Below are 25,744 nucleotides of genomic sequence, written 5' to 3'. Positions count from 1 at the left end.
AACCCACCGGTCCACCCCCGTCCGGCAGATTTCCGATATCCCTGTTCCGCTTTTGCCGGCCGAGAAGAGGTCAGACCCCCGCGGGGGCCGGGAGGACCAGGCGGCGGGGGGCCGCGCGGCCCCAGGGGAAACCGTGGTGGAGGTGGACCGCCGGGGCGCGCGCGGCGTCGACCTCGACCGCCACGGCCGCCAGCACCTCCGGCACCGGCTCCACCTCCAGGAACCGCCACCGCTGCGCCGAGTCATCCGCCGGCGGCCGGAACGAGCGCACTCCGCGGTCCTCGGCCAGAGTGAACGCGAAGGAGTCGAACGGCAGCCCCAGGCCCAGTCCCCGCGCCTTCGAGTAGGCCTCCTTCAGCGTCCACAGCCTCAGCGCCCGCCGGTCCCGCGGCCGCCCCGGCGCAGCGCCGGCGATCCAGTCCTGCTCCTCCCCGGAGAACGTCGCGATGATGTTGTCCAGCCCGCGTTCGCCCCGGTCCAGCCGCTCCACGTCCACGCCGATCCGCAGCCCCCGCGCGACCCCCAGCAGGTTGTACGCGTTGGCGTGCGAGAGGTTGAAGTCCAGTGCGTCGGCCCCCCGCGGCAGCCCCCCGGCCGGCGTCTGCAGGAACGGCCGCCCGCGCGAGGACCGCCAGATGATCGCCTCGGCCTCCGGAATACCGGTCTCCAGCGCGAGCACCCGCCGCACCAGCGCGTGCGCGACGAGGTACTGCCGGCGGTCGCGTTCGAACAGGAAGCGCCCCGCCACCTCCTGCTCGTTCTCGTCCAGCCAGTACGAGGCCAAGGTCGCGGCGATCCCCGGCGCCAGGTCCTCGTTGGGGCAGAACCACAGGTTGACCGGGGCCGGCTCGTTCTCCCCCGGCCCCGCCGGGTCGATCGGCAGCGTCGTCATGCCGGCCCCTCCTCGCCGCCCAGCCACAGCGGTACGCGCAGGAACGCGGACGCGGGCAGCGGCACTCCGGCCACCCCGCCGCCGGCCGCCCCGCCCCCGGCCGGCTCCAGCGCGGCCCAGTCCACGTCCAGCCCGGACAACCACAGCCCGCGCAGCTGGTGCAGATGCCCGGCCTGCCACAGCGCGGCGAGGTACCCGTCCGTCTCCGGTACGGCCCCCAGCCCCAGCGGGTCGGCCCCGCCGCCCCGCAGATCGGCGCAGGGCGCCCCGTCCCGTACGAACTCCTCCAGGGCCCGCAGCAGTTCGCCGCAGTCCCCGACGACGGCCGCGAACCGGCAGTCCATGGCGGCCCGCCCGGTCCGCAGACCGCGCGCGAGCCGGTCGAGCGCGGGCACGGGCCCGGTCCCGGTCCCGGTCCCGCCCAGCAGAGCGGCGAACCGCCGCGCGGTGGCCGCCAAATGGGCGGGGGTCGGGGCGGACAACAAGAACAGCTCGGGACCCGCCCCGGCCCGCTCCGCGACGGCGGGCGACTCGGCCACCGCCGGCAGGTACTCCTCCAGCACGACCTCGGCGTCCGCGCCCCCGGACCCCCGCACCCCGACGCAGATCCGCCGCGGCCCGTGCCCCTCGCCCTCCCAGGGCCGCTCCGCGTCGCGCCCCGCCCCGGGGGCCAGGACCCGGTGCCCCAGCTGCAACACGGCCCGCGTCACGGCGGCCATCCCGGTGGCGGCCCCGGCCTCCCCCACGAGCGCGCGCACGGCCCCGGCATCCTCACGGACGACGCCGTCCGCACCGACCGCACCGGCGACCCGCAACGCCTCCCGCGCCACCCGGTCCGCCGGGGCGTTCGCCGGCATGCGCCCGACCGCGCCCTGGGTACGAGCGCCCGCGGACCGGGATCCGCGGCCCGGACCGGGCGACGTGGGGTCGGGTGCGGTGTGGCCGACCGCGCTGCCGCGGACCAGGCAGTGGATGCCGTCCCCGTCGGCCAGGGCCCGCGCCAACGGCTTGAGCAGCAGCGCGCCGACGCCCTCGCCCGCGCCGGGGTACCGGCTGGAAGGGTGCAGCAGCAGCCGCGCGCCGCCGACGAGTGCGGCGGCGCACTCCCCGCGGTGCAGTGCGGCCACCGCGAGGTGGAGGGCGACGAGCACCGAGGACTCGGCGGTGTCCACCGACTGGCTGGGGCCGGTGAGGCCGAGCAGGGCCGAGAGCCGGTTGGGCAGGCTCCACTGTCCGCCCCGGGGCATCGGACGGGGCCGCTCGCGGCTCCACGTCCGGGCGGCGAGCAGCGCGTAGTCACCGGGACCGGTGCCGGTGAACACCCCGACGCTGCGCGGGGTCCCGTCGGCGGCGGTCAGGGCGTCGAGGCGGCCGCCGGTGCAGCCGGCGTCTTCCAGGGCCTCCCACGCGGTTTCGAGGAACAGCCGCTCCTGGGGGTCCATCAGGGCGGCCTCGTGCGCATCGATCCCGAAGAACTCCGGGTCGAAGTCCTGTACGCGCTCCAGGTAGTGGCCGACCTCCTCGCCGGGCCGGCCGGCCGGCGGGGTCGAGGCGCTGTCGTGCCCCTCGCGCGCCTGCCGCCAGAACGCGGCCAGGTCGGGCGCCCCCGGATAGCGCCCGGCCATCCCGACGACGGCGATGGCCTCGACGCCGGCCCGCCCGGCCCGCCCTCCTGATCCCGGCTCGTCGGCGGCGGCGGACGACTGCGCCGGTGTGAGGACGACGGGTCCCGCCCCGGTGCCGGCGCCGGTCAGCAGCGCGGCGACCTGGGCCCGGTCCAGATGGCCGTTCTTGAACCGGGTCAGGACTTCCTTCTCGTCCATCTGGACGTGCTCCTTCTGGGATTCGGCTTCAGCCGCGACGGCCGAGCAGTACGAGGGCCTCGTCCACGGTGAGCCGGTCGTCGCGGATCGCGTCGAGCAGGACATCGAGGTCGCCCGCGGGAAGCGGCCGCGTGGCCGGCACCTGATCGGCGACTGCGGGAACTGCGGGGACCACGGGGACTGCTGGAACTGCGGGAACTGCGGGAACTGCGGAGGCGGCGCCGGCAGCGGCCGGCCGGTACGCCGGCTCCGGCGTCCGCGGGGCCGGGGCGAAGTCCTGCGCGGTGTGCGCGGCCTGCGCGGCCTGCGCCTCCTGGACCGCCTGCGCCGCCGCCCCCGTCCGCGTCGCGATGTACGCGGCCATGGCGGCCAGGTTGGGGTGCTCGTACAGCAGGACGGACCGCTCCCGCAGGCCGAAGCTCCGGTTGACGACCGCGATGAACTCCGCACCCACCATGGAGTCCACCCCGAGCACGTTGAACGCCGCCGTGGTGTTGATGTCCCAGGGGTCGCAGCACAGGATCCCCGCGAGCTGCTCGCGCAGCACCTCGGCGATCCGGGTCGCCGCGGCGGCCGCGGGCGACTGCCGGGCGGCGGAGGGGGCGGAGGGGGCGGGGGCGGCGGCCGCGGGGGCCGCCACCGGCGCTGCGTACCCCACCGCCGCGGCCGCCACCGCGACGGGGGCCGGCGACGCGGCCGCGTGGACCGGCGCCGCCGCGCCCGCCGTGCCCGCCGCCCGCGCGACCTCGCGCGCGAAGGACACCGGGGTCGGGAAGTCGTACAGGTCGGTCGCGCGCACGCGCAGCCCGTACCGGGTGTTGACGACGGCGACGAATTCCACGACCAGCAGGGAGTCGAGCCCCATGGACTGGAAGGTCTGCTCGGGGTCGATCTTCTCCGGCTTGACCCGCAGGACATCGCCGAGCACTCCGATGAGGTCGGTCAGTACGTCCGCGGGATGTTCCATCGTCATCGCAGGCTCCTCCAAGCCATCGGGTGGCACACGGTCACGAGTCACGTCACGAGTCACGTCACGAGTCATGTCACGGTCACGGGAACGGTCCCGCCCGCGGTCACGCGCCGCCGCCCGAGAGCACCGGACGGGACAAGTGGTCGACACGCTCCTGCGGGGCGTCGTCGTCCCGTACGTCCCCCACCCGCCCGGGCGCCGTATCGGGATCCGGCATCCCGACCCGGAACTCCCGTTCCGCGCCCTGCGGAACCAGGCTCGGCAGCAGCAGCGACCACAGCCCCGACACCCGGCGCTGCAGCTCGGCGTACGGCATGCCCGTCGCCGCCAGCGTCTCGATGCCGCAGGCCGCCGCGGCGACCAGGGATTCGACGCTCTCCCAGCGGCCCTCGGCGCGCAGTTCGCCCGCGTCCCGGGCCTCGCGCAGCAGCCCGCAGACCTCCGCGAGCCAGATCCGGTGGAAGTCGGTGGTGAGCGCGGGCAGTCCCGCGCACTCCTTGGTGATGCGGAAGCCGGCCGGGATCGCCGGCTCCTCGCGCAGGTTGAGCGCGAGCCAGTGCGTCGTGTCGACCAGCGTCTGGAGCGGGGAGCTGCCGGACGCGCGCAGTTCGCGCACCGATTCGCGCAGCAGCTCGCGGCCCCGCAGCAGGACCGCCTCGGCCAGTTCGTCCTTGGAGGCGAAGTGGAAGTACAGCGCCCCCTTCGTCACTCCGGCGGACGCGGCGATCTCCAGGAGCGTCGCGTTCGCGTAGCCGTTGCGGTGGAACATCTCGGCGCCCGCGTGCACCAGCTTCCTGCGGGTCCGCTCCGACCTCTCCTGCACGGCGCTGCCCCCTCGGCCCGCGGTCCGGGCGCGCCCCCGGCCCCGGGCCCCGGGCCCGGCCGCGCTCCCCGTCTCGGTCTGGGTGTCGCGTGCGGTGGCCATCTCAGCCCACGCGTACGAGTCGCTCGCTGTTGGTCTCCGCCACCACCGGCGTCTCCGGACTGGCCATGAGGATCGAGCGCTGCAGCCGGCGCAGGGCGGCCGACGGCTCCAGCCCGAGCTCGCGTACGAGCGTGGCGCGCAGCCGCTGGTAGACGTCGAGGGCCTCGCCGCGCCGGCCGGAGCGGTGCAGGGCCAGCATGAACTGGCCGTGCAGGTTCTCGTGGGTGCGGTAGCGGCTGGCCAGCACGGTGAGTTCGGCCAGCAGCTCGCGGTGCCGCCCGATCCGCAGATCGGCCTCGATGCGCTGGTCGAGCGCGCAGAGCCGGGTCTCCTCCAGCCGCCGCGTCTCCATGTCCAGCTGGATTCCGCCGTGTACGTCGGCGAAGGCGGGTCCGGACCACAGCGACAGCGCCTCGCGCAGCAGCCGGGCCGCGCCCGGGAAGTCACCCGCGTCCATCGCCCGGTAGCCCATGCCGGCGAGCCGGTCGAACTCGCGGACGTCGCTGGTGCCGCCGCCGCTGTTGAGCAGGTAGCCGCCGGGCAGCGTGACGAGCACGTCCTTGGCGGTGCGCCGCCCCGCGGGGGCGGCTTCGCCCTCCCCCTCGCCCTCGCCCTGTTCCAGGGCCGTGGCGATGAGGGCCCGCAGCTGCAGGACGTAGGTCTGGAGCGTGGTCCGTGCGCTGCGCGGCGGCGCCCCCTGCCACAGTTCCTCTATCAGAGCCGACACCGGGACCACCTGGTCGGCATGGAGCGCCAGCAGCGCCAGCACCTGTCGCGGCTTCGGGGCGGTCGGCGTAACGGAGGTTCCGCGTTCCCGCACCGCCAGTGTGCCCAGTACTTCGATGTCCACGCCGTACTCCCCTGTCCGTGGATGAGCCTTCGCCAGTAAAAAACAGGACCGGCGGTTTGTCAATACGAAACCGACCGCGCTGTTTTGTTCATGCTTCAGCCAATCGGTGCTTGAAGTACGCCCCTGAACTGGGATTTTGTCGGATCGTCAGGATCGGAGACCGCTGCAGCCTCACTCCGCACCCTCTCCAGAACAGCCCTGGATGTGGCAAAACAGACCGCGAAGTCCAGGTACGGACAGGGTGAACAAACGCACCCGGCCCTCCGCGCTCGTTGCGCGAAGGGCCGGGAAACGGGAGAGGGACCACAGGGACCGGGACTACGAGCCACCGTCCGGCCGCCGGTTCGCGCCGGCGGCCTCGAAACCCGCGAGCCGGTCCGCCGGTACGAGCGTCGGCAGCAGCAGCCGCCAGAACCGGGTCACCGTTGCCGCCGACAGCCACGCCCCGTCCCGTACGGCGAGCACCTCGAAGCCCACGGTCGCCGCGACCACGGCGGTCACCACGTCCCCGGCCGCCGCCTCGGGGCGCAACTCCCCTTCCAGCTCGGCCAGCTGGAGCGTGTCCTCGACCCAGCGGCGCCAGCGTTCGCGCAGATCGCCCCGGCGCGGGCGGGACAGCTCACCGCTCAGCGCGAACCCGGCCCGCAGCACCGGGTCGGCGCGCAGCGCCCCGGCGAGCCCGTGGGTGACGTCGACGAGGAGCTGCACGCGACTCGCCCCGGCCGGCGGCGCATCGTCCTGCGCCTCCCCCGTGAGCGCGAGCAGCCGGGCCAGCGCCGCCTCCTCCACCGCGTTCGCCAGCGCGGCCTTGCTCGGGAAGTGGAAGTGCAGCGCCCCGTTGCTCACCCCGGCCAGCGAACTGATCGCGGTCAGCGAGGCCACCGAGAAGCCGTCCCGATCGAAGGTCTCGGCTGCGGACCGGATCAGGGTTTCGCGCGTGCGCGCCGCGCGTTCCTGTTTGACCATCGACTGCTCCGTCACTGCGAGGGGTGCCACGCCCGCGAAGGCGGGCGGGCGACTGCTTGCTCCGGAGCATCGCGAGGCGGCCGTTCACTCCGGACCCCACTATAACAAACCGTCTGTGCGGTTTTTGAGAAGAGGGATCACACGGCATAACGTCAGCCCGGAGTGGAGGGAAGAACACGCCGCGTGACCGAAGGCATTCGGACACCGTCGATCAGCGGACTTGAGGATCACTTAGGCCGGACTCGACCCACCGGGACCCCGCAAGGGCCCCGGGCGGCCCGACCAGAGTGGAACGGGGTCCGAAAGAGCCGACCTGACCAGCGGAAACGTTTTATTCGGAAGGAAATCATCCGTAGTTTGCACGAGCGGATGGTCAGATACCGCTAGAAATTAAACCGGTTGGTATGTATCTTTCCCGCCAGAGGCAACAAGCCCTTCTCGCCAGCGGAGCCCAGGGGGAGCAATGTCTGCGAGTACCTTTCAAGTCGAACTGACTGGCTTCGACAGAGAAATGACGCGACGGGCCCCGTGGGCCTCGGTGAACCGGCCCGCAGTCCTCTCCACGTGGACCACGACCGTGCCCAAGGAATTAGTGCACCGGGCCGCCGTCGCCGAGGTCATGCTCACCGACTGGGAACGCCAGGACGACACCCACTTCACCGTCACCGCCCAATGGCCGCGCAGCCACAGCTTTTTCATACCCGTCCACGGCACCCACCATGACCCCCTCATGGCCGTGGAGACCTTTCGCCAGGTCGGCGCCCTCCTCGGCCACGCCGAGTTCGGCGTCCCGTTCGGCCACCAGTTCCTGATGCGCGACCTCAGCATCGCGGTGCGGCCCGAGCAGCTCGTCGTGGGCAGTGCCCCCGCCTCCATCGACATCGAGGTCACCTGCACCGACGTACGGCGGCGCGGCAGCCGGCTGGCCGGACTGCGCTACGAGGCCGTCCTGCGCCGCGACGGCGAACTGGCGGCGACCGCGGCCGCCTCGTACACGTGCATCGCGCCCACCGTCTACGAGCGGCTGCGCGGCGACCGCGCCCTGAGCGGCGAGGAGCGCCGCCTGCCGCTCACCGCGCCCGCCGCCCCGCAGAGCGTGGGACGCGTCTCGCCCATGGACGTCGTCCTCTCCCCCACCGATCAGCCGAACCGCTGGTTCCTGCGGGCGGACACCCGCCACCCGGTGCTGTTCGACCACCCCGTGGACCACGTACCGGGCATGGTGCTGCTCGAAGCCGCCCGACAGGCGGCCTCCGCGGTGCTGGGAGATTCCGCTTTCCTTCCGCTCGGTATGGACAGCTCCTTCGAGCGGTACGCGGAACTGGATGCCCCGTGTGTCATCGAGGCGCACACGCTGCCCCGTGAAGCCGTACCCGAGGGCCGGGCCGCCGTCGTGGTCACCGGTCACCAGAACGGCAGTCCCGTCTTCAGCTCCACCGTGTCCGCGGCGCCGTACGAGTTCTGACGGCCCGGGAGCCGGCGCCGTCGACACCGCGCGGCGCCCTCACACGAAAGCACCCAGGTGATCCCTCGCCCACGCGCGGAAGGAACCGGCAGGACGGCCGAGCAACGCGGGCACCGTCCCGTCCACCCGGGCCTTCGCCCCCGCGCGCTGGCGCTCTGCGCTCTCCAGCAGCGCCTCGACGAGATCGTGCGCGTACCTCCCCCGCAACGCCGTGCGCGCCCGCTCCGGGCCCAGCTCCTCGAAGGTCAGCGGACGTCCCAGCAATTGCGCGAGCTGCTCGGTCTGCTCGACCGCGGTGATCGCCCGCGGCCCGGTCAGCGTGTACGAACGCCCGGCGTGCCCGTCCCCGGTGAGGGCCCGTACCGCCACGTCCGCGATGTCGCGCGGATCCACGCACGCGTTGCCCGACGTCCCGCACAGCGCCCGTACCATCCGCTCCGCGCGCACCGTCGCGGCCCAGGACAGGCTGTTGGACATGAACGAGCGCGGGCGCAGCAGCGTCCATTCCATCCCCGAGCCGCGCAGCAGCTCCTCGTTCCCACGCTGCCACCGGGTGATCAGATCGTCGGCCCCCGGGTCCTCCACGGCCGCGGCGGACAGCTTCACGACGTGCCGCACGCCGGCCGACCGCGCGGCCCGGACGAACCGCGCATCCTCGTCGCCGCCGATCTCCGCGGTCACCAGGAAGGCCGCGCTCACACCGTGCAAGGCCCGTACGAGCGACGCCCGGTCCCGGTAGTCGCCGTGGACGGCCTCCGCTTGCGCGCGGAGGCTCACAATCCGTTCCGGATTTCTACACATCACGCGAAACCGCAGGTCGGAGGGCATTCTCCGCACCACCTCGCGTCCGACCGTCCCCGTGGCCCCCGTGACCAGAATCATGACCTTCCCTCCCTGACCTGACATTTTCCCGCCCCCGGCCACCAGCCGAGGCCCGTCACCCGCTGTAAGATACGAACTGGGCGGTTTTTTTACATGCCCCATGAACAGAGGAGGGAGGAGGCAACGTGGCTGAGCAAGTCCGGGCCATCCGCACACGGCAGGCGATCCTTTCCGCGGCGGCCAAGGTCTTCGAGGAGAACGGCTACCAAGCCGCCACGATCTCCCAGATCCTCACCGAGGCCGGGGTGACCAAGGGCGCCCTGTACTTCCACTTCCAGTCCAAGGACGACCTGGCCCAGGGGGTCCTCGGCGAACAGGACCAGCGGATCCTCGTCCCCGACCGGGCCTCCAAGATGCAGGAGATCGTGGACATGGTGATGCTCCACGCCTACCGCCTGCAGACCGACCCCATGGTCCGCGCCGGGGTACGGCTGACCATGGACCAGCTGGCACAGGGCCTCGACCGCAGCGGCCCGTTCGTACGCTGGGCCGAGGTCGTCACCGTCACGCTCCAGAAGGCCCAGGAGCAGGGCGAGCTGCTGCCCCACGTCGTCCCCGAAGAGACCGCCGACGTGCTCGTGGGAACGTTCGCCGGCATCCAGTCCATGTCCCAGGCCATCTGCGACTACCGGGACCTGGCGGCCCGGACCTCCGCGCTGGTGCGCCACCTGCTGCCCAGCATCGCCGTCTCCTCCGTCCTCGCCTCCCTCGACCTCGCCGAGCCCCGCGGAGCCGCGGTCTACGCCGAGGCCCGCGAGGCGGCGGACGCGCTGGAGCTCGCGGCCGCCGGCTGAGCCGCGCCCGCCGTCCCCCGGGCCGGGACGGCGGCACCGCCAGGCCCGGGGCTGCGCCCGCGGCCGTGGGCGCCCGTACGGGAGCCCGCGTCCCGGCCCTCGCCGCGTCACGCGCACCCCGTACGGGCGCCCACGGCGAAGTACACCGACAGCGCGGCGCCCAGGCCCGCGCCTCCCGGTGCCCACGCGATGTACCCGTCGGGGCGCACCAGCAGGGCCTCGTACGGCACGTCGGGCGTGGGCCGGGCGCGCACCACGCGCACGATCGACTCCCAGCCGCGCGCCTCTTCGCGGTGGACCGCTCCCTTGTCCCCGAGGAGCAGCAGCAGCGGCCGGCCGCCCTGGAGCAGTCGGATGACGTCCGTCTCGCCGGTCGAGGTGGTCAGTACGGCATTGTGCAGAAACGTTCCCGCGCTCGGGCAGGAACGCCCGGGCTGCGCCGGGAGCACCGCCGGCAGCACCGTGTCCTGCGCACTGATGAGCCCGCCGAGGTGCCCCTGGGCGCCCTCCTGCGCCAGCAGCCCCGAGAACACCCCGCGCAGGGCGTCGAGCTCGGGCCCCGGCCGCATCAGCGCGAGCTGGGCCCGGGTGTTCTCGATGACCCGCCGCGCGACCGGCCTGCGCTCGGCGTCGTACGTGCCGAGCAGCTCCGGGCCCGCCTCCCCGCGCACCGCGAGCGCGAGCTTCCAGGCCAGGTTGAGGGCGTCGAGGACCCCGGTGCTCAGGCCCTGCCCGCCGATCGGGAAGTGCACGTGCGCCGCGTCCCCCACCAGGAAGACCCGCCCCTCGCGGAAGGTCCGGGCCAGCCGGGCGAAATCGCTGAACCGGCCGAGCCAGCGCGGCTCGTCCATCGCGATCTCCCGTCCGGCGATCCAGGACACCTCCGCGCGCAGTTCCTCCAGCGTGGGCGGCAGGTGCCGGTCGGCGAACGCCCCGGCGCAGTTGAGCGTCCGTACGTGCGTCCTGCCCCCGGCGTCGCCCTTGGCCACGATCCAGCCGCGCGGGGTCCGGTGCCAGCCCGCGGGCAGCGCGTCCGGTTCGGCGAGCCGGACCGCGCCCATCAGGGCGGAAATGGTGGCCGGATGGGTCTCGGAGCCGATGCCCGCGAGCTCGCGGACCGTACTGCGCGCACCGTCCGCCCCCACCACGTACCCCACCCCGTACGCGACCGGACCGCGCGGCCCCTCGGCCTCGATCCGCACCCCGTCCGCCTCCCGGACCATCCCGGTGACCCGGTGCTCGCGCAGGATCCGAGCGCCCGCGGCCCGCGCCCGCTCCTCGAACTCCCGCTCCAGCCGCGCCTGGGGGCACTTGAGGATCGGCTCCGGCTCGGTCTCGGGAGCGGTGATGAACAGGCCGGGCAGCCCGGCGAAGTGGAAGGGGCTCCCGGCCCGGCCGCCCCGGAAGGGGGCGTGCGGGGCGGCGGGTGCGGGCAGGTGGCCGCGCCGGGCCAGGCACTGCACGGCCCGGGCGTGCAGCGTGGTCGCCTTGGGCCGGTCGGACACCCCCGACCGGGATTCGAGGAGCACCGTGTCGACTCCGAACGCGGCCAGCTCGGCCGCCACGAGCATCCCCACGGGGCCGCCGCCCACCACCGCGACCTGCGCCCGCATCCCACGTTCCCCCTGCACAGCGGCTGCCTCCCCGTTGACGACCCCTCGGGCCCGGAAATATACCGGGTGTCCCGTTTTTTTTCCAAGGAGGAAGCGCTTCTACCGGTAGGTGGGTGGGTGGGTGGGGACAAGCCGCCCCGCTTACGGAAGCAGCCCGCGCACAGCCGAGGACATCGGGCCGCCCTCCGAACGCTCCGTCTTGTGCCCCTTGTTGCCCGGCGCCAGCGTCCGGGCGTCCACGGCCTCAGCCGGCGCCCCGGTCGCGTACAGCCCCTCCGGGGCGGTGTCCCGGTCGTGCGGCAGCAGCCAGAACACCCGCCTCCGGAACGTCCCGGAGGAGCGGGAGGGCTTCGCCTTCGGCCCCAGCAGCGCGTACCCGACCATCCGCCCGTCGCGGTGGTAGGCGGGCCGTCCGCGCCGCGTCGGCAGCCGGTCCAGGCTCTGGCGGACGTAGTCGAGCCGGCTGATGTCCTCCAGCCAGACGAGGTCCACCTCGTGGACGATCTCGTCTTCTGCGATGAGGGCGCTCACACTGTCTCCTCGTCCGCGAGCAGGCCGATGCCCGGGTAGTACTTGCGCTGGTTGGACAGGATCATTTCCTTCGGCGACGCCAGTCCCACCGATTCGCGCACCCGCGCCGCGAAGGCCCGGGACGAGATCGCCGGAGCGCCCTCAGTCTGGCACCAGCCCCTGTAGGCCGCGTAGAGCTGTGCCTGTTCCGCCCGCAGATCGGCCTCCAGCCGGCAGGTCTCGCCGATGAAGCGCCCGGTGTGGTCCTCGGTCTCCGCGTACGCCGTGGTCGCGATGCGGACCCGCTCCGGGCCCGTGAGGTCGCGGTCGCCGCCGAGGTAGCGGCGGGCGCCGTCGATGAGCCAGTTGAGGATGCCCGGGCCCTCCTGGGTGACGAGCACGTCCGCCAGGTTGTCTATCTTGCGGTCGTCGGAGACCACCCGCTCGAACGGGATCAGCCGCATGCGCCGCCAGAACGCGAACCCGCCGGTGCCGACCTCGGGCCGGTGGTTGCCCAGCAGCCACATCTTGTGGGTGGGCTCGAAGCTGAAGAAGTCCTGCCGCATCCGGCGCGCCTTGATGCGGTCGCCGCCGGTGAGCAGTTTGACCCGGGCCTCGTCGAAGCGGTCGCCCGGCTTGACCTCGCTGCACACGATGACGCGGCGGCCGTGGAGTTCGGCGAGGTCGGTCGGGTGCCCCTCGTACGGGCGCGACATCAGGAACCCGGGGGGAGCGGCGTCCGCGTAGTCCCCGAGCAGCTTCATCAGGACGTCCAGCAGGACGGATTTGCCGTTCTTGCCGGAGCCGAACAGGAACGGCATGACCTGGGCGCCGACGTCCCCGGTGACGGAGTAGCCGAGCAGCAGCTGGAGGAAGCCGATCATCTCCGCGCCCTCCGGCCCCTCGCCGAAGGTGTCGGTCAGGAAGCGGTTCCAGCGGGGCGTGGACATCTGCCGCGGGGCCGCCGAGGTGGAGCGGGAGTGGAAGTCCTTCGTGGGCTCGGCCGGGCGGATGTGCCCGGTCCGCAGGTCCACGACACCGGCCGGCGTGCACAGGGCGTACGGATCGGCGTCCAGGCGGGCCGCGTTGAGCACCATGCCCGGGGCGGACTTCGCCTGGGTGAGCATGGCGTTCATCCCGCTGGTGCTGAGCGCGCGGCGGCGGTGCTGCTGGAGCGCGGCCGCGGGATGGACGCCGCGCGGGTCGGTGGTCGCGATGGACTCGGCCAGGTCGCCCGCGGACCACATGACGGTGTCGTCCTCGTCGATCTGCCAGCGCGTACCGTCCCAGCGGAACCAGCCGATGCCCGGGACGTGCCGGTAGTCGTTGCGGTAGAGCTTGACGAACAGTTTGGCGTTGCCGCGGTCGGTGAGCGTGTCGGGCAGCAGTCCGTCGGCCGTCGCCTCGCCGCCCGCCCCGGCCACCGCCAGGGCGTCCAAGGGCTCCAGGACCTCCGCGGGGCCGCTGTCGGCCGTCTCCCGGCCGGGCGCGTACTCGGAGGACTCCAGGCACTCCTGGGAGCCGCGGGGCGCCGGTACGGGCTGTGCGAGGATCTGCGCCGCGACGGCCTGCACGTCGAAACCGGGCCGTTCGTCGAAACCGGTCAGCACGCTGTCGTTCTCCGGCCTCACATGCGGCCTCACACGCGGCCTCGGAGGGCCAGCGGGCGTGCCAGGCCCGCGCTCAGCCCGCCGCGGATGATGGCCCGGCAGCGGCCCTCCTGCCCGGGGCGGGCCAGCTCGGCCGCGTCCTCCAGGGCCCGCAGGGCCTCGGCCTCGGCGAGGTGCCCGGCGGCGACGAGTCCCCCGGCGGTGTAGGCGGCGCGGTTCAACTTCTCGGAGAACGCGGCCCCTTCGGGTATCGCCGCGCAGCCGGCCACCTCGGCCAGCACTCCCGCGAGCACCCGGTCCGACGCCGCTCGTCCCCCGCCCGCCGCGATGACGGCCTGCCGGGCCCGGGGCGGGACGGGGCGGGGCCCGGGAAGGGCCTCGGGGGGCAGGTGCCCGGTGCGCTCCAGTTCGTCCGCGAGCCAGCCCGGCAGCGGCGCGGGCCCGCGGACGGCTCCCAGCGGCCGGTAGACCCCGGCGGGGGTCACGGTCCCCGGAGCCACGATGTACCCGCCGTGGGCCCGTACGTCGACCTGCCAGGCCAGCGCCCGGCCGCCGGCCGACCCGGCGGAGCACTGCCAGCGCAGGCCGCCCTCGTTGCGGTACCAGACGTGCAGGCCCCCCGAGGGGGTCCGTACGCGCAGGGTCGTCTCGTCGTCCGCGGGGCTCGTGGCCCCGCGTAAGGCGGCCAGCACGCCCAGGGTGTGGAACCCGTTGGCCAGCCCGGTCAGGTCGACGGTGTCGGCGATGGGGATGCCCGGCAGCAGCCGCTCGCGGCCCGGCAGTTCGCGGGCGTGCGCGTCGACGTCGATGACGACGAGGCCCGCCGGACCGGTGGCGACGCCGACCCCGAGGTCGGGGCGCGCGCCCCACCACTGGCGGATCCGGTCGCAGTCGAGGGTGGCGGCGTGGAACCCGTGGCACCAGCGGCCCGCCCGCAGGCAGTCGCAGGCACCGCGGTCGTGGCCCGGAACGCGGCACGCCTCGCAGTTGCCCACGGGCGTCTTGCGGCCCGGAGCAAGGGGGTGAACCGGCCACCCCTGGCGCGCGCACCACATGGCAGTCGTCAGAGGCTGCGACACGACCGCGGCAGCTCTCGTGAACTGCCTTGGGTCGCTGCGCGAAACCCGCAGCTCAGCTGCCATTCACTTCCCCCATCAGCGACTGAAGCGACTCAACGCCCGACAACAGATTAGCGAAACCACCGGGAGACGAGAGGCATATGAGCCAGAACACGTGTACGTCTCCGTGAGGAGCCCCAGCGGAGCCCCAGCGACCGAGCGACTGAACGCACAGCGACTCAGTCTCGTTCGGTCGCTCGTTGAGTCGCTCACAGAACACCAGGTCACAGCCTTGCGCAAGGCAAAACAGCGACTGAAGCGACTCAAGACCCCTATATATGACGCGCACACGCGCATGCGTACGCGCACGCCAATGTCTCCATATACCCGGACCTTGAGTCGCTTCAGTCGCTGTTTTCCCCGGTAACACCCTCTGACCTGTGCTTTCTCTTTCGCTCTGAGAGCGACCCAAGAGTCGCTCAGTCGCTTTTCTTCAGTCGCTGCCCTCCGCCCCGCGCGCTCCGGGCCTTCTTGAGCGTTTCCGGAGTCCGGCTCCAGCGGGAAGCGAGCAGCGACTGGAACGACGCGAAGGGGCGGCGCACGCCGACGTGGTGTCGGAGTACGCCGCCCCGGGGCGGGCCGGGCGGTCTCCCGGCTACTTCGGGTCCCGGTCGAAGACCGCCTTCGACCAGAAGTGGCCGAGCAGGCAGAGCGCGAGGCACCAGCCGAGCGCCAGCCACCCGTTGACGCCGATCTCGGTGCCGAGCAGCAGCCCGCGCAGGGTCTCGATGGCCGGGGTGAACGGTTGGTACTCGGCGATCGGCCGGAACCAGCCCGGCATCGCGTCCACCGGGACGAACGCGCTGGAGATGAGCGGGAGGAAGATCAGCGGCATCGCGTTGTTGCTGGCCGCCTCGGCGTTCGGGCTGACCATGCCCATCCCGACCGCGATCCAGGTGAGCGCAAGGGCGAACATCGTCAGCAGCCCGAAGGCCGCGAGCCATTCCAGGGCCGTGGCGTCCACGGAGCGGAAGCCGATGGCCACGCCCACGGCCCCCACCAGGACCACGCTGACGACGGACTGCAACACGCTGCCGACGACGTGCCCGACGAGCACCGAGCCGCGGTGGATCGCCATCGTGCGGAAGCGGGCGATGATGCCCTCGGTCATGTCGTTGGAGACGGACACGGCGGTGCCGATGGTGGTGGAACCGACGGTCATCAGCAGGAGGCCCGGGACCAGGTAGGCGATGTACGCGGAGCGGTCGGCGCCGCCGCCCATGCCGGCGCTCATCACGTCGCCGAAGACGTAGACGAAGAGCAGCAGCAGCATGATCGGCGTCAGCAGCAGGTTCAGCGTCATGGACGGATAGCGCCGTGCGTGCAGGAGGTTGCGGCGCAACATCGTGGACGAGTCGCGGACGGCGAGGGCGAGCGAGCTCATCGGGAGGTCTCCTTGGTCTGGGTGGTCTTCGTGCCGCCGCCGGTCAGGGCGAAGAACACGTCGTCGAGGTCGGGGGTGTGCACGGTCAGCTCGTCCGCCTCGACGCCGGCAGCGTCGAGCCAGTCCAGGAGGGAGCGCAGCTCGCGCTGGCTGCCGTCGCTGGGAACCTGCAGCGACAGCGCCTCGTCGTCCCGGGTGACCTCGCGCAGTGCGAGGGCGGCGTTCCGGTAGGCGGCCGGGTCGGAGAAGCGGAGCCGGACGTGTCCGCCGGGGATCAGCCGCTTGAGCTCCTCCGCGGTGCCCTCGGCCGCGATCCTGCCCTCGTTGAGCACGGCGATCCGGTCGGCGAGCTCGTCCGCTTCCTCCAGGTACTGCGTGGTGAGGAAGACGGTGACGCCGCCGGTGACCAGCTCGCGGATGATCTGCCACATGTTGTGGCGGCTGCGCGGGTCGAGGCCGGTGGTCGGCTCGTCGAGGAAGATGATCCGCGGGTCGCCCACCAGCGTCATGGCGATGTCGAGGCGGCGCTTCATGCCGCCGGAGTACGTGGACGCCGGCTTCTTCGCCGCCTCCACCAGGTCGAAGCGCTGCAGCAGCTCGGCGGCCACGCGCCGCCCCTCGCTGCGGGAGAGGTGGTGCAGGTCCGCCATGAGGAGCATGTTCTCCTCGCCGGTGATGAGCCCGTCGACGGCGGAGAACTGCCCGGTGACGCCGATCGCGGCGCGCACCCCGTCCGGTGCCGTGGCGATGTCGTGGCCCGCGACCCGGGCCTGCCCGCCGTCGGCGGAGATGAGCGTCGACAGGATCTTCACGACGGTGGTCTTGCCGGCTCCGTTGGGCCCCAGCAACGCGAACACGGACCCGGCCGGGATGTGCAGGTCGACTCCGTCGAGCACGGTCTTGTCACCGTACGACTTGCGCAGACCGGTGGTGGAGACGGCGGCGGGCGACGCGTGACCGTCGGCCTGCCTTGGCGTGGGCATGACAGAAGAAGGCATGACGCCCTCCATTTCGAAGGCTCGGGAAGACTGAAGGGGGCGGGCGGTGTGTCCGGTGCTCAGGCCTTGGCGCGGCGGACGTCGATGTTGCCGTGCCGGGTACGGGCGCGGACCTGGACCGTCTCCTCGCCACCCTCCGGGCTCTCGGACGGGGTGAGCCCGTTGCGGACCTGGCCGGAGGTGGAGCTGACGTCGAGCCAGGCGGCCGTGCCCTCGCGGACGCCGACCTCGATGGCTCCGTACGAGGTCTCCAAGTGGACCGTTCCGCGGACCACTTCGCCGACGCGCAGCGCGCCGTGGGCGGTGGTGGCGGTGACCGAGTCCTCGGCCCGCCGGATCTCGATGTCCCCGTTGGCCCCGCTCACCCGCAGCTCGCCGATCGCCGCGCCGACGGTCGTCGTGCCGTGCGAGTTCTTCAGGACGGCAGGCCCGTCGACGAGGCCCACGCGCAGGCTGCCGGAGCTGGTGGTGATCTCGGCGGATCCCTCGACCCGGTCGACGGTGATGGACCCGTGCGAGGCCTTCAGGTGCAGCGGGCCGGTGACGTCGAGGCGGACGTCACCGGACGAGGTCTGCACGCGGACCTCGCCGAGCCGGCCCTCGCCGAACACCTGGGTCCAGGAGCCGGTCATGTCGATGCGCGAGCCCGTGGGCAGTTCGACGGTCACGTCGACGACGCCGGTGCGGCCGAACATGTTGGACTTGGGCGTCCGGACGGTCAGTACGCCGCCCGAGCAGGAGACCTCGGTCTGCTCGGCCGTCCGCACGTCCAGGTCCTTCTTCGGTTCGCGGGGGCGCACCTCTACGACGGTGTCGGTGCGCTCACCGGCGACGAACTGGATGGAACCGGCCTCCACGCGCGCCGTGGCCGAGATCGGTTCGGGAGTGTCGAAAGAAGGCATGGCTGTCCCGTCCTCTTGGGTCTGTGGGGTGAACTGGTGACTTGCTGTGACGAGTGGTGACGTGTGGTGACGTGGTGAGGCGTTCCGGACGGAGGGCTAGCGGACCCAGCCGGTGATGCTCTGTCCGACGCTCCGGGTCTTCTCCGCCGGGCGCGGCCGGGCGCCGCCGCCGCCGTCGACGGCGGCCGACACGGCTCGCACCAGCCAGGCGTTGACCGACAGGCCCTCGCGGTTCGCGGCCTCCTCGGCGCGCGCCTTGAGGTGGGCCGGCAGGCGTAGGTTGACGCGGGCGGTGCTGCCCTCGTCGCCGTCGGCCGCGACGGGGGCCGGGAGCGGCTCGAAGGGCGCCGCCGGCGAGGCGGGGGCGCCGCCCTCGGTGGGCGGCAGCGTCACCACGAAGTCCGGGTCCAGGCCGCGCAGCCGTACGTCGACCGAACCGGGCGCGAGCTCGCGGGTGATCTCGTCCATCGCGGCGGAAAGCACGTTGAGCATGGTCAGCCGGGTCGCCGACTCCAGAGGAGCCGTGAGCCGGTCGGCCAGGCTGCGCGCTTCTTCCCCGCCGGCTTCGGCGGCCACCGCGAGCTCGCGGCGAAGGTTGTCGACATAGGGCGTGAGGTCCATGGCTCAATGATGGCACCACAATGGCGCCACACGCAAGCCTTGATGGCACCACATGTGGCGCCGGACCCTCCTAACAGCCTCCCACCTGCACAAACATCAAGGAACTCACCGAGGCTTCGAGGTCACAGTCCCTACTAACACGCCCCCGAAGGCCCCATGTGGCACCGCACGGCGTCACGTGGCGCCACATGGCGCCGCGTGGCACCGCATGGCGCCGCTTGGCACCACCCGCATCCTTCAGCCCGCCTGCGGCCCGTACTCCCCCGTCAGCAACAGCTTCTTCTGCGGCTTGCCCATCGCATTGCGCGGCACCGCCGCCACGAACCGCACCTCCCGCGGCCGCTTGTGCACGGACAGGTGCGCGGCGACGAAGTCCGTGAGCTCCTCCCCCGTCACCCCCTGCGCCACCACGAACGCCACGATCCGCTGCCCCAGATCCGCGTCCGGGACCCCCACCACCGCCGCCTCGCTCACCGCGGGATGGTCCAGCAGCGCGTTCTCGATCTCCCCGGCGCCGACCCGGTACCCGCCCGTCTTGATCATGTCGACCGAAGCCCGCCCCACGATCCGGTGCACCCCGTCCGCCTCGTCCACGGCCGCGATGTCGCCCGTACGGAACCACCCGTCCTCGGTGTACGCGGCCGCCGTCGCCTCCGGCCGGCCCAGGTACCCCGCGAAGAGCGTCGGCCCGGTCAGCTGGAGTTCCCCGATCCCGGCGCCCGGCTCGGCCGCGATGCGCGTACGGATACCCGGCAGCGGGGTGCCGACCGTACCGGGCCGTACCTCGCCGCCCGCCCGGCCGCTGACGGTGATCAGCGTCTCCGTCATCCCGTACCGCTCCACCGGCCGCAGCCCGGTCAGCCGCTCCAGGTCCCGGAACACCGGCGCCGGCAGCGCCGCGCTGCCCGAGACCAGCAGCCGCGCCCCCGACAGGGCGCCCGCGGCCTCCGGGTCCGCGGCGATGCGGGACCACACGGTCGGCACCCCGAAGTACAGGCTCCCGCCGGCCCGCGCGTACGCCTGCGGCGTCGGCCGCCCGGTGTGCACGAGGCGGCTGCCGGTGCGCAGCGCCCCGAGCACGCCGAGGACGAGTCCGTGCACGTGGAAGAGCGGCAGCCCGTGCACGAGGGTGTCCTCGGCGCTCCACTGCCAGGCTCCGGCCAGCGCGTCCAGGTCGGCGGCGAGGGCCGCGCCGGTCAGCACCACGCCCTTGGGCGCGCCCGTGGTCCCGGAGGTGTACAGGACCAGCGCCGGGTCCTCGGGAGCGGCGGCCGGCCCGGTCCGGTCGGAACGCCGGGCGAAGTCCACCTCCACCACCTCCGCCCCGGAGTCCCGCAGGATGTGCTCCCGCTCGGCGGGCCCGGCGTCGGGCGGCAGCGGTACGAACGGCACCCCGGCCAGCAGCCCTCCGACCGCGGCCGCGACGGTCTCCAGGGAGGCCGTCGCCGTCATCGCGAAGGCCTTCGCGCCGGCCACGTCGGCGGCCACCGCCCGCGCCGCGCCGAGCAGTTCCTCGTACGAGGCGCTGCGCCCCGCGACGCAGACCGCGTCCGCCCTGTCCCCGTAGACCCCGTCCAACGCCGTCAGCACGCTCACGTCCCCCTCGGTGTTCACTCCGGCAGCTCGGCCCCAGGCTACGGCCCGCCACCTCCACCGGGGGTCGAGCGACGGGGCCCGGGGCGCGAGCCCCGGACCCCGGCCCGCGTTCCCGCGGTCGGTCAGATGACGCCCTGGGCGAGCATCGCGTCGGCGACCCGCTCGAAGCCCGCGATGTTGGCGCCCGTCACGTAGTCGCCCGGGGCCCCGTACCGCTCGGCGGTCTCGTGCGCGACGGCGTGGATCGACCGCATGATGCCCGCGAGCTCGTCCTCGACGCGCTCCGCGCTCCACGCGGTGCGCGCCGCGTTCTGGCTCATCTCCAGCGCGCTGACGGCGACTCCGCCCGCGTTGGCGGCCTTGCCGGGCCCGAACGCGACCCCGGCCTCCTGCAACAGCCGTACGGCCTGCGGCGTGGTCGGCATGTTGGCACCCTCGGAGACCGCCTTGACCCCGCTCGCGATGAGCGTACGGGCGTCCTGGCCGTCCAGTTCGTTCTGCGTGGCGGACGGGAACGCCACGTCCGCCGGGACGTCCCAGACCCGCCCGCCCTGCACGTACCGCGCCGAGGAGCCGCGCCGCTGCGCGTACTCGCTCACCCGGCCGCGCTCGACCTCCTTGATCTGCTTCAGCAGTGCGAGGTCGATGCCCTTGTCGTCGATCACGTAGCCCTGGGAGTCCGAGCAGGTCAGCGGGTTCGCGCCGAGCTGCTGGAGCTTCTCGATCGTGTACAGGGCGACGTTGCCCGAACCGGAGACCACCGCGGAGAGGCCGTCCAGCGACTCGCCCCTGACCTTCAGCATCTCCGCGGCGAACAGAACGCTGCCGTAGCCGGTGGCCTGCGGCCGGATCGCGGAGCCGCCCCAGCCGGCGCCCTTGCCGGTCAGCACCCCCGCCTCCCAGCGGTTGGTGATGCGCCGGTACTGGCCGAACAGGTAGCCGATCTCGCGGCCGCCGACGCCGATGTCACCCGCGGGCACGTCGGTGTGCTCGCCGATGTGCCGGTGCAGCTCGGTCATGAACGACTGGCAGAACCGCATGACCTCGGAGTCCGAGCGGCCGCGCGGGTCGAAGTCGCTGCCGCCCTTGCCGCCGCCGATGCCGAGCCCCGTCAGCGCGTTCTTGAAGATCTGCTCGAAGCCCAGGAACTTCACCACGCCGATGTCCACGGAGGGGTGGAAGCGCAGGCCGCCCTTGTACGGGCCCAGCGCGCTGTTGAACTCGACGCGGAAGCCCCGGTTGACGTGGACCCGGCCGCGGTCGTCCTGCCACGGCACCCGGAACACGATCTGCCGCTCCGGCTCCGTCAGCCGCTCCACCAACGCCACCGCCGGATCCGCGTACTCGGGCCGCGCGGCGAAGACGGGGGCGAGGGTCTCCAGCACCTCGCGCACCGCCTGGTGGAACTCCGGCTGCGCGGGGTTGCGGCGCTCGATCTCGGCCCGCAGTGCTTCCAGCGTGTCCTTCGAGTCCTTCACGTATGTCCTCCTGGGAGTACGGGTGCGTAGACGACGGCAGGTGCATGGTGCCATCAGGTCCGCGAGTACCGATCGCTTCCGAGCAGAGTCTGTACGCACACGCGCACTTTTCCGAAGCACCGTCCACCCCCCGGACGCCCCGTGTGCGCCTACGATCGGCTGACCCGTGAACGACCGCGCGCGGCCGATCCGATCAGCAGGGGGAACAGGGCGTGGACACCGCACGACTCGCCGTACTCGTCGCCGCGACCGTGCTCGTGGGCCTGACGGCGGGCCTGTTCTTCGCCTTCGACGTGTCCGTGATGCCGGCGCTGCGGCGCTCGGACGACCGTACGCTCATCGAGGTGATGCAGCGCGTCAACGTCGCCATCGTCAACGGCCTGTTCATGACCGCCTTCCTCGGCTCCCTGGTGCTGACGGCCCTCGCGCTGGCCCTGCACCTCGCCTCCGGCGCGGGCTCCGTGGCGCCGCCGCTGATCGCCGCGCTCGTCGCGTACGTCCTCCAGCTCGCGGTCACGGGCCGGGTCAACATCCCGCTCAACAACGCGCTGGACCGCGCCGGTCCCGCCGAGCGCGTCGCCGACCCGGCCGCCGTCCGTCAGGCCTTCGAGTCCCGCTGGGTGCCGGCCAACCACTGGCGGACGCTGCTGTGCACGATCGCCCTCGGCTGCCTGGCCTGGGCCCTGGTCCTCAGCGGCCGTCTCTGACGCGGCCCCGGCGCCTTCGTCACCGGGCGGTGGCCCGCCCGTACAGCACGGGCGCCCGCGCGGCCCCTCGACCGCCTTGCGCAGTTCCACGGCAGTCGATCCCCTCTCGGAACATCCGCCGTCGGCGCGGGACGGGCCCTCCGTTAGGGTGCGGCCATGAACAGCCCCGCACTCCGCCTGGAGCCGGTCACCGCAGCCAACTTCGATGCGGTGTGCGCGGTCCAGGTGCGGCCCGACCAGGCCCGTCTCGTCTCCCCCGTGGTCAAGTCCCTCGCCGAGGCCTACGTCCACGGGGACGTCGCCTGGCCGCGCGCGGTCGTCGACGGCGACGAGGTCGTCGGCTTCGTCATGGCCTTCGTCGACATCGCCTGGAACCCGGAGCGGGACCCCACCGACATCCGCTCGGGCATCTGGCGCCTGAACGTCTCCGCCGCCCACCAGGCCAAGGGCTACGGCCGCTTCGCGGTCCGGGCCGTCACCGCAGAGCTCCGCCGCCGCGGCTGCGAGCACGCGTACGTCACGTGGGAACCCGGCCCCGGCACGCCCGAGCCGTTCTACCTGGGCCTGGGCTTCCGCCTCACCGGCGAGCTGAGCGGCGGCCAGAGCGTCGGCGTACTGGACCTGTCGGCTTAGCGGTCGCCCGGCAGCACCACCGTGCGCGAGGGCCCGGCGGCCTCCGGCCGGGCCGTCGGCGCGGCCCCCGCCCCCGCCCGCGCCCCCGCCCCCGCCCCCGCCCCCGTACGGAACTCCTGCGGGCTGACACCCCGTACCCGCTTGAAGGCCGTCGACAGCGCGAACGCCGATCCGTACCCCACCCGCCGGGCCACCGTCGCCACCGTGGCGTCCGGCTCCCGCAGCAGATCGGCCGCCAGCGCCAGCCGCCACCCCGTCAGGTACGCCATCGGCGGCTCCCCCACCAGCTCCGTGAACCGCCGCGCCAGCGAGGCCCGCGAGACCCCGGCCTTGTGCGCGAGTTCCGCCACCGTCCAGCCGTGGGCCGCGTTCTCGTGCAGCAGCCGCAGTGCCCGCCCGACCACCGGATCGCCCTGCGCCCGGTACCAGCCCGGGGCCCCCGAGCCGGGATCCGCGAGCCACGTGCGCAGCACCCCGATCAGCAGGAGGTCCAACAGCCGGTCCAGGACCAGTTCCTGGCCCGGCTCGTCCCGGGAGATCTCCGAGGCCAGCAGCCCGATCAGCGTGGCGTCCGCGTCCGCCGCCGGACGGACCACGATCGTCGGCAGCGCGGCCAGCAGCCGGCGACCGATCTCGCTCGGCGCCTGGTAGGTGCCGCTCAGCATCACCGCCGACCCTGCCTCCTGGTACTCCGCTCCCCACGTGCGCACACCCAGCGCCATGCTGTCGGTGACGTCCTCGCCGTCCGCGGTGCTGCACCGCTGGTCCGCATCGACGGTGACCTGCACCGGCGTCCGCGGGGAGTCGGCGATCGTGTAGGGCGCGGGCCCCCGTACGACGGCAACGTCCCCGGGGCCGATCAGCACCGGCTCGCCGCCGTCGGGGAGCAGCCAGCTCGTCCCGTGCACCATGGTGGCCACCGAGAGCGGGGCCCGGTCCTCGATCCGTACCGCCCAGGGCGGGTTGTAGACGGCCTTGAGGAGGAATGCGCCCCGGGCCTTGGGGCCGTCGAGGAGACCGGTCAGCGTGTCCATGGCCCCATCCTCTCCCCGCCCCCGCGTCAGGAGCTCAAACCTCCCAGACACCGCTCGCCGCCGCCTCACGGGCGTAGTCGGCGAAGTCCCTGGGTTCCCGGCCCAGCACCTCCTCCACCCCGTGCACCAGGTGCGCGTTGCGCCCGTCGAGGATCTGCGTGAACAGGTCGGCGAACTCCTGCGGCAGGCCGACCTCGCGGAGCACGCCCCGGTACTCCTCGTCCGAGACGGGCACGTACGAGATCTCGCGTCCCGTCGCCTTCGACAGCTCGGCGGCGACGTCGGCGAAGCTCATCAGCCGGGGCCCGGACAGCTCGTACGTCCGGCCGGCGTGCCGGTCGTCGGTCAGCGCGGCCACCACCACCTCGGCGATGTCGTCGGTGTCCACGAAGGCCTCCACGGCGTCCGCGGTCGGCAGGGCGAGCTCCCCGGCCCGTACGGGCTCCAGGAAGAAGTCCTCGTCGAAGTTCTGGTTGAACCAGCTGGCCCGGACGACCGTCCAGTCGGCCCCGGACGCCTTCAGGCACTCCTCGGCGCGCTGAGCGGCCGCCTCGCCCCGCCCGGAGAGCAGCACCAGCCGGCGCGCCCCGGCGGCCACGGCCACCTCCGCGAACGCCCCGACCTGCTCGGCGGCCCCGGGAAAGCCGAGGTCGGGGTAGTAGGTGACGTACACCCGGTCGACGCCCTCCAGAGCGGGCCCCCAGGTCCCGGGCACGTTCCAGTCGAAGGCGGGAGCGCCGGTGCGCGAGCCGATCCGCACGGGGCGCCCCTGGGCGCGGAGCTTCTCCGCGACGCGCCGACCGGTCTTGCCGTTCCCACCGATGAGGAGGGCGGCTGCGGGCGAGATGTCGTTCGTTGTCCGTGTCATGGCTCAAGTCAAGCCCGCCCGGACGAGACGCGACATCGCCGAGAGGCTCAACTCCATGCGCGAGCGTCCACGCGCGGCTCAGACCGGCCCGGCTCCCGGCCCCGCTCAGACCGGCCCCGCATCCTCCTTCAGCGTGTGGGCGACGAGGGCGTTGGCGTGCCCGTGGCCCACTGCGTGCTCGCTCTTGAGCCAGGAGACCAGCTCCATGTGCTTGGTCAGCGGCGAGGACCGGATCAGGTCCTTCCACTCCGTGACGGGGCGCCCGTACTTCTTCTCGATCGAAGGGAAGTAACTGGCGGGGCCCTTCACCGGCTCGCTCATCTCTGCTTCTCCTGCCGTACTGAACCGTCGTTCTCTGGTGGAAGGCAGACGCCGACCGCTCCCAGAACTCATCGCTGCTCCCGCGGAAATCTCGGAAGACCCCCGGCCACCTGGGCGCTGCATCATCGACCCCTCGCCAAGTCGGCCGAAAACGAGGTACACCCGCCCAAAGCGGCCGATCACGTTCCCTCAACTAGGGCCGAGATCAAGCAATGTGATCACATGTCGGTATGACCCCCAGGACTCTCTACCTGCTCTGCTCCGCCGCCCCGCCCGTCTTCGACGTGGCCCACGTGATCGAGGACGCCCAGTCCCGCGGCTGGGACGTCTGTCTCGGCCTCACGCCCACCGCCGCGCACTGGGTCGCCGGAAGCCTCGACGGCCTGGCAGCCCTGACCGGGCACCCGGTGCGCTGGCAGTACAAACTCCCCGGCGAGCCGGACGTATGGCCGCCGGCCGACGCCGTGCTCTTCGCCCCGGCCACCTTCAACTCCCTCAACGCCTGGGCCCTCGGCCTCACCGACCGCTTCGCCGTCGGCGTCGCCGCCGAGGCGATCGGCAAGGGCACCCCCGTCGTCACCATGCCGTGCACGAACGCCGCCCTCGCCGCCCACCCGCAGTTCGACCAGTCCCTGGCCACCCTGCGCGGCGCCGGCGTCTCCGTCCTCTACGGCGAGGGCGGCTTCGTCCCCGGCCCGGCCGGCCCCGACGCACCGCCCCACTTCCCCTGGCCGGCTGCCCTCAGCGCCCTGGACGGCGCGAGCGCCCCGCACCTCCCGTGAGG

General features: G+C 73.0%; 25 protein-coding genes. 5 read left to right on the top strand and 20 right to left on the bottom strand.

The window, feature by feature from the left end:
* Nucleotides 1–70: 70 nt before the first annotated feature.
* From AB0M92_RS33100 to AB0M92_RS33075, 6 genes are all read right to left on the bottom strand, one after another.
* Nucleotides 71–892 (bottom strand): 4'-phosphopantetheinyl transferase superfamily protein, encoded by an 822-nt coding sequence (locus AB0M92_RS33100; RefSeq protein WP_366106041.1) that lies wholly within the window; start codon nucleotides 890–892, stop codon nucleotides 71–73.
* On the bottom strand, nucleotides 889–2,715 hold the full coding sequence (locus AB0M92_RS33095; RefSeq protein ID WP_366106040.1) for a polyketide synthase: 1,827 nt from the start codon (nucleotides 2,713–2,715) through the stop codon (nucleotides 889–891). The genes AB0M92_RS33100 and AB0M92_RS33095 overlap by 4 nt, the downstream gene beginning before the upstream one ends.
* A 28-nt stretch (nucleotides 2,716–2,743) precedes the next feature.
* Complete coding sequence (locus tag AB0M92_RS33090; RefSeq protein ID WP_366106039.1) at nucleotides 2,744–3,688, bottom strand: acyl carrier protein; 945 nt, start codon at nucleotides 3,686–3,688, stop codon at nucleotides 2,744–2,746.
* A gap of 100 nt (nucleotides 3,689–3,788) precedes the next feature.
* On the bottom strand, nucleotides 3,789–4,508 hold the full coding sequence (locus tag AB0M92_RS33085) for a ScbR family autoregulator-binding transcription factor (protein WP_366106038.1): 720 nt from the start codon (nucleotides 4,506–4,508) through the stop codon (nucleotides 3,789–3,791).
* A gap of 103 nt (nucleotides 4,509–4,611) precedes the next feature.
* Nucleotides 4,612–5,460 carry an AfsR/SARP family transcriptional regulator gene (locus AB0M92_RS33080; protein ID WP_366106037.1) on the bottom strand — a complete coding sequence of 283 codons (849 nt, stop codon included), beginning with the start codon at nucleotides 5,458–5,460 and terminating at the stop codon, nucleotides 4,612–4,614.
* A 318-nt stretch (nucleotides 5,461–5,778) separates the two neighbouring features.
* Complete coding sequence (locus AB0M92_RS33075) at nucleotides 5,779–6,456, bottom strand: ScbR family autoregulator-binding transcription factor (protein WP_366106036.1); 678 nt, start codon at nucleotides 6,454–6,456, stop codon at nucleotides 5,779–5,781.
* A 481-nt stretch (nucleotides 6,457–6,937) separates the two neighbouring features.
* Between AB0M92_RS33075 and AB0M92_RS33070 the strand changes: the two genes are divergently transcribed.
* Complete coding sequence (locus tag AB0M92_RS33070; protein ID WP_366106035.1) at nucleotides 6,938–7,891, top strand: ScbA/BarX family gamma-butyrolactone biosynthesis protein; 954 nt, start codon at nucleotides 6,938–6,940, stop codon at nucleotides 7,889–7,891.
* A 39-nt stretch (nucleotides 7,892–7,930) separates the two neighbouring features.
* Here the strand turns inward: AB0M92_RS33070 and AB0M92_RS33065 are convergent, their stop codons facing one another.
* A complete protein-coding gene (locus tag AB0M92_RS33065; RefSeq protein ID WP_366106034.1) occupies nucleotides 7,931–8,773 on the bottom strand; it encodes an NAD(P)H-binding protein in 843 nt (280 codons plus the stop codon).
* Between the two features lie 125 nt (nucleotides 8,774–8,898).
* Here AB0M92_RS33065 and AB0M92_RS33060 point away from each other — a divergent pair, with 125 nt between their 5' ends.
* Nucleotides 8,899–9,567, top strand: a complete 669-nt coding sequence (locus AB0M92_RS33060; RefSeq protein ID WP_366106033.1) for a ScbR family autoregulator-binding transcription factor — start codon at nucleotides 8,899–8,901, stop codon at nucleotides 9,565–9,567.
* A gap of 107 nt (nucleotides 9,568–9,674) precedes the next feature.
* On the opposite strand, the gene AB0M92_RS33055 is transcribed toward AB0M92_RS33060, so the two are convergent.
* The 10 genes from AB0M92_RS33055 to gdhA all read right to left on the bottom strand — a co-directional run bounded on the left by AB0M92_RS33055 (nucleotide 9,675) and on the right by gdhA (nucleotide 21,451).
* On the bottom strand, nucleotides 9,675–11,198 hold the full coding sequence (locus AB0M92_RS33055; protein ID WP_366106032.1) for an FAD-dependent monooxygenase: 1,524 nt from the start codon (nucleotides 11,196–11,198) through the stop codon (nucleotides 9,675–9,677).
* 123 nt (nucleotides 11,199–11,321) lie between these two features.
* Nucleotides 11,322–11,711 carry a DUF6009 family protein gene (locus AB0M92_RS33050; RefSeq protein WP_366106031.1) on the bottom strand — a complete coding sequence of 130 codons (390 nt, stop codon included), beginning with the start codon at nucleotides 11,709–11,711 and terminating at the stop codon, nucleotides 11,322–11,324.
* Nucleotides 11,708–13,114 (bottom strand): phage/plasmid primase, P4 family, encoded by a 1,407-nt coding sequence (locus AB0M92_RS33045; RefSeq protein WP_366106066.1) that lies wholly within the window; start codon nucleotides 13,112–13,114, stop codon nucleotides 11,708–11,710. The genes AB0M92_RS33050 and AB0M92_RS33045 overlap by 4 nt, the downstream gene beginning before the upstream one ends.
* Before the next feature lie 215 nt (nucleotides 13,115–13,329).
* Nucleotides 13,330–14,355 carry a bifunctional DNA primase/polymerase gene (locus AB0M92_RS33040; protein WP_366106065.1) on the bottom strand — a complete coding sequence of 342 codons (1,026 nt, stop codon included), beginning with the start codon at nucleotides 14,353–14,355 and terminating at the stop codon, nucleotides 13,330–13,332.
* A 658-nt stretch (nucleotides 14,356–15,013) separates the two neighbouring features.
* A complete protein-coding gene (locus tag AB0M92_RS33035) occupies nucleotides 15,014–15,802 on the bottom strand; it encodes an ABC transporter permease (protein ID WP_366106030.1) in 789 nt (262 codons plus the stop codon).
* Nucleotides 15,799–16,785 (bottom strand): ATP-binding cassette domain-containing protein, encoded by a 987-nt coding sequence (locus AB0M92_RS33030; RefSeq protein ID WP_366106029.1) that lies wholly within the window; start codon nucleotides 16,783–16,785, stop codon nucleotides 15,799–15,801. The genes AB0M92_RS33035 and AB0M92_RS33030 overlap by 4 nt, the downstream gene beginning before the upstream one ends.
* A 74-nt stretch (nucleotides 16,786–16,859) precedes the next feature.
* Entirely contained in the window at nucleotides 16,860–17,702 is an 843-nt protein-coding gene (locus AB0M92_RS33025; RefSeq protein WP_366106028.1) for a DUF4097 family beta strand repeat-containing protein, read from the bottom strand.
* A 96-nt stretch (nucleotides 17,703–17,798) separates the two neighbouring features.
* Nucleotides 17,799–18,323, bottom strand: coding sequence for a hypothetical protein (locus AB0M92_RS33020; protein ID WP_366106027.1), 525 nt, complete (start codon nucleotides 18,321–18,323; stop codon nucleotides 17,799–17,801).
* 237 nt (nucleotides 18,324–18,560) lie between these two features.
* Entirely contained in the window at nucleotides 18,561–19,913 is a 1,353-nt protein-coding gene (locus tag AB0M92_RS33015; RefSeq protein ID WP_366106064.1) for an AMP-binding protein, read from the bottom strand.
* A gap of 128 nt (nucleotides 19,914–20,041) precedes the next feature.
* The gene (gdhA, locus tag AB0M92_RS33010) at nucleotides 20,042–21,451 is read right to left on the bottom strand and encodes an NADP-specific glutamate dehydrogenase (RefSeq protein WP_366106026.1); all 1,410 of its coding nucleotides are present in this window, start codon (nucleotides 21,449–21,451) and stop codon (nucleotides 20,042–20,044) included.
* Nucleotides 21,452–21,609: 158 nt separating this feature from the next.
* Here gdhA and AB0M92_RS33005 point away from each other — a divergent pair, with 158 nt between their 5' ends.
* A complete protein-coding gene (locus AB0M92_RS33005; RefSeq protein WP_366106025.1) occupies nucleotides 21,610–22,104 on the top strand; it encodes an anthrone oxygenase family protein in 495 nt (164 codons plus the stop codon).
* Between the two features lie 156 nt (nucleotides 22,105–22,260).
* Nucleotides 22,261–22,737 carry a GNAT family N-acetyltransferase gene (locus tag AB0M92_RS33000; protein WP_366106024.1) on the top strand — a complete coding sequence of 159 codons (477 nt, stop codon included), beginning with the start codon at nucleotides 22,261–22,263 and terminating at the stop codon, nucleotides 22,735–22,737.
* Here the strand turns inward: AB0M92_RS33000 and AB0M92_RS32995 are convergent.
* The 3 genes from AB0M92_RS32995 to AB0M92_RS32985 form a co-directional block, all read right to left on the bottom strand.
* Nucleotides 22,734–23,771, bottom strand: coding sequence for an AraC family transcriptional regulator (locus AB0M92_RS32995; protein WP_366106023.1), 1,038 nt, complete (start codon nucleotides 23,769–23,771; stop codon nucleotides 22,734–22,736). The two genes, AB0M92_RS33000 and AB0M92_RS32995, sit on opposite strands and share 4 nt — an antisense overlap.
* 34 nt (nucleotides 23,772–23,805) lie before the next feature.
* The gene (locus AB0M92_RS32990) at nucleotides 23,806–24,639 is read right to left on the bottom strand and encodes an NAD(P)H-binding protein (protein WP_366106022.1); all 834 of its coding nucleotides are present in this window, start codon (nucleotides 24,637–24,639) and stop codon (nucleotides 23,806–23,808) included.
* 105 nt (nucleotides 24,640–24,744) lie between these two features.
* Nucleotides 24,745–24,960: a DUF4287 domain-containing protein gene (locus tag AB0M92_RS32985; protein ID WP_366106021.1), complete on the bottom strand. Its 216-nt coding sequence runs from the start codon at nucleotides 24,958–24,960 to the stop codon at nucleotides 24,745–24,747.
* Nucleotides 24,961–25,190: 230 nt separating this feature from the next.
* Between AB0M92_RS32985 and AB0M92_RS32980 the strand changes: the two genes are divergently transcribed.
* Nucleotides 25,191–25,742 carry a flavoprotein gene (locus AB0M92_RS32980; protein WP_366106020.1) on the top strand — a complete coding sequence of 184 codons (552 nt, stop codon included), beginning with the start codon at nucleotides 25,191–25,193 and terminating at the stop codon, nucleotides 25,740–25,742.
* Nucleotides 25,743–25,744: the final 2 nt, after the last annotated feature.

Source organism: Streptomyces sp. NPDC051582 (genome assembly GCF_040681715.1).
Classification (GTDB): domain Bacteria; phylum Actinomycetota; class Actinomycetes; order Streptomycetales; family Streptomycetaceae; genus Streptomyces.
The sequence above is the reverse complement of the archived record's forward strand: the minus strand, read 5'-3'. Positions and strand labels throughout refer to the sequence as shown.

What these genes read in the sequence shown, in the direction of transcription:
- AB0M92_RS33100 (WP_366106041.1), bottom strand. Translation starts at nt 892, where the DNA reads ATGACGACGCTGCCGATCGACCCGGCGGGGCCGGGGGAGAACGAGCCG.
- AB0M92_RS33095 (WP_366106040.1), bottom strand. Translation starts at nt 2,715, where the DNA reads ATGGACGAGAAGGAAGTCCTGACCCGGTTCAAGAACGGCCATCTGGAC.
- AB0M92_RS33090 (WP_366106039.1), bottom strand. Translation starts at nt 3,688, where the DNA reads ATGACGATGGAACATCCCGCGGACGTACTGACCGACCTCATCGGAGTG.
- AB0M92_RS33070 (WP_366106035.1), top strand. Translation starts at nt 6,938, where the DNA reads ATGACGCGACGGGCCCCGTGGGCCTCGGTGAACCGGCCCGCAGTCCTC.
- AB0M92_RS33065 (WP_366106034.1), bottom strand. Translation starts at nt 8,773, where the DNA reads ATGATTCTGGTCACGGGGGCCACGGGGACGGTCGGACGCGAGGTGGTG.
- AB0M92_RS33040 (WP_366106065.1), bottom strand. Translation starts at nt 14,355, where the DNA reads ATGTGGTGCGCGCGCCAGGGGTGGCCGGTTCACCCCCTTGCTCCGGGC.
- AB0M92_RS33035 (WP_366106030.1), bottom strand. Translation starts at nt 15,802, where the DNA reads ATGAGCTCGCTCGCCCTCGCCGTCCGCGACTCGTCCACGATGTTGCGC.
- AB0M92_RS33030 (WP_366106029.1), bottom strand. Translation starts at nt 16,785, where the DNA reads ATGCCCACGCCAAGGCAGGCCGACGGTCACGCGTCGCCCGCCGCCGTC.
- AB0M92_RS33025 (WP_366106028.1), bottom strand. Translation starts at nt 17,702, where the DNA reads ATGCCTTCTTTCGACACTCCCGAACCGATCTCGGCCACGGCGCGCGTG.
- AB0M92_RS33020 (WP_366106027.1), bottom strand. Translation starts at nt 18,323, where the DNA reads ATGGACCTCACGCCCTATGTCGACAACCTTCGCCGCGAGCTCGCGGTG.
- gdhA (WP_366106026.1), bottom strand. Translation starts at nt 21,451, where the DNA reads ATGGCACCATGCACCTGCCGTCGTCTACGCACCCGTACTCCCAGGAGG.
- AB0M92_RS33000 (WP_366106024.1), top strand. Translation starts at nt 22,261, where the DNA reads ATGAACAGCCCCGCACTCCGCCTGGAGCCGGTCACCGCAGCCAACTTC.
- AB0M92_RS32995 (WP_366106023.1), bottom strand. Translation starts at nt 23,771, where the DNA reads ATGGACACGCTGACCGGTCTCCTCGACGGCCCCAAGGCCCGGGGCGCA.
- AB0M92_RS32990 (WP_366106022.1), bottom strand. Translation starts at nt 24,639, where the DNA reads ATGACACGGACAACGAACGACATCTCGCCCGCAGCCGCCCTCCTCATC.
- AB0M92_RS32985 (WP_366106021.1), bottom strand. Translation starts at nt 24,960, where the DNA reads ATGAGCGAGCCGGTGAAGGGCCCCGCCAGTTACTTCCCTTCGATCGAG.
- AB0M92_RS32980 (WP_366106020.1), top strand. Translation starts at nt 25,191, where the DNA reads ATGACCCCCAGGACTCTCTACCTGCTCTGCTCCGCCGCCCCGCCCGTC.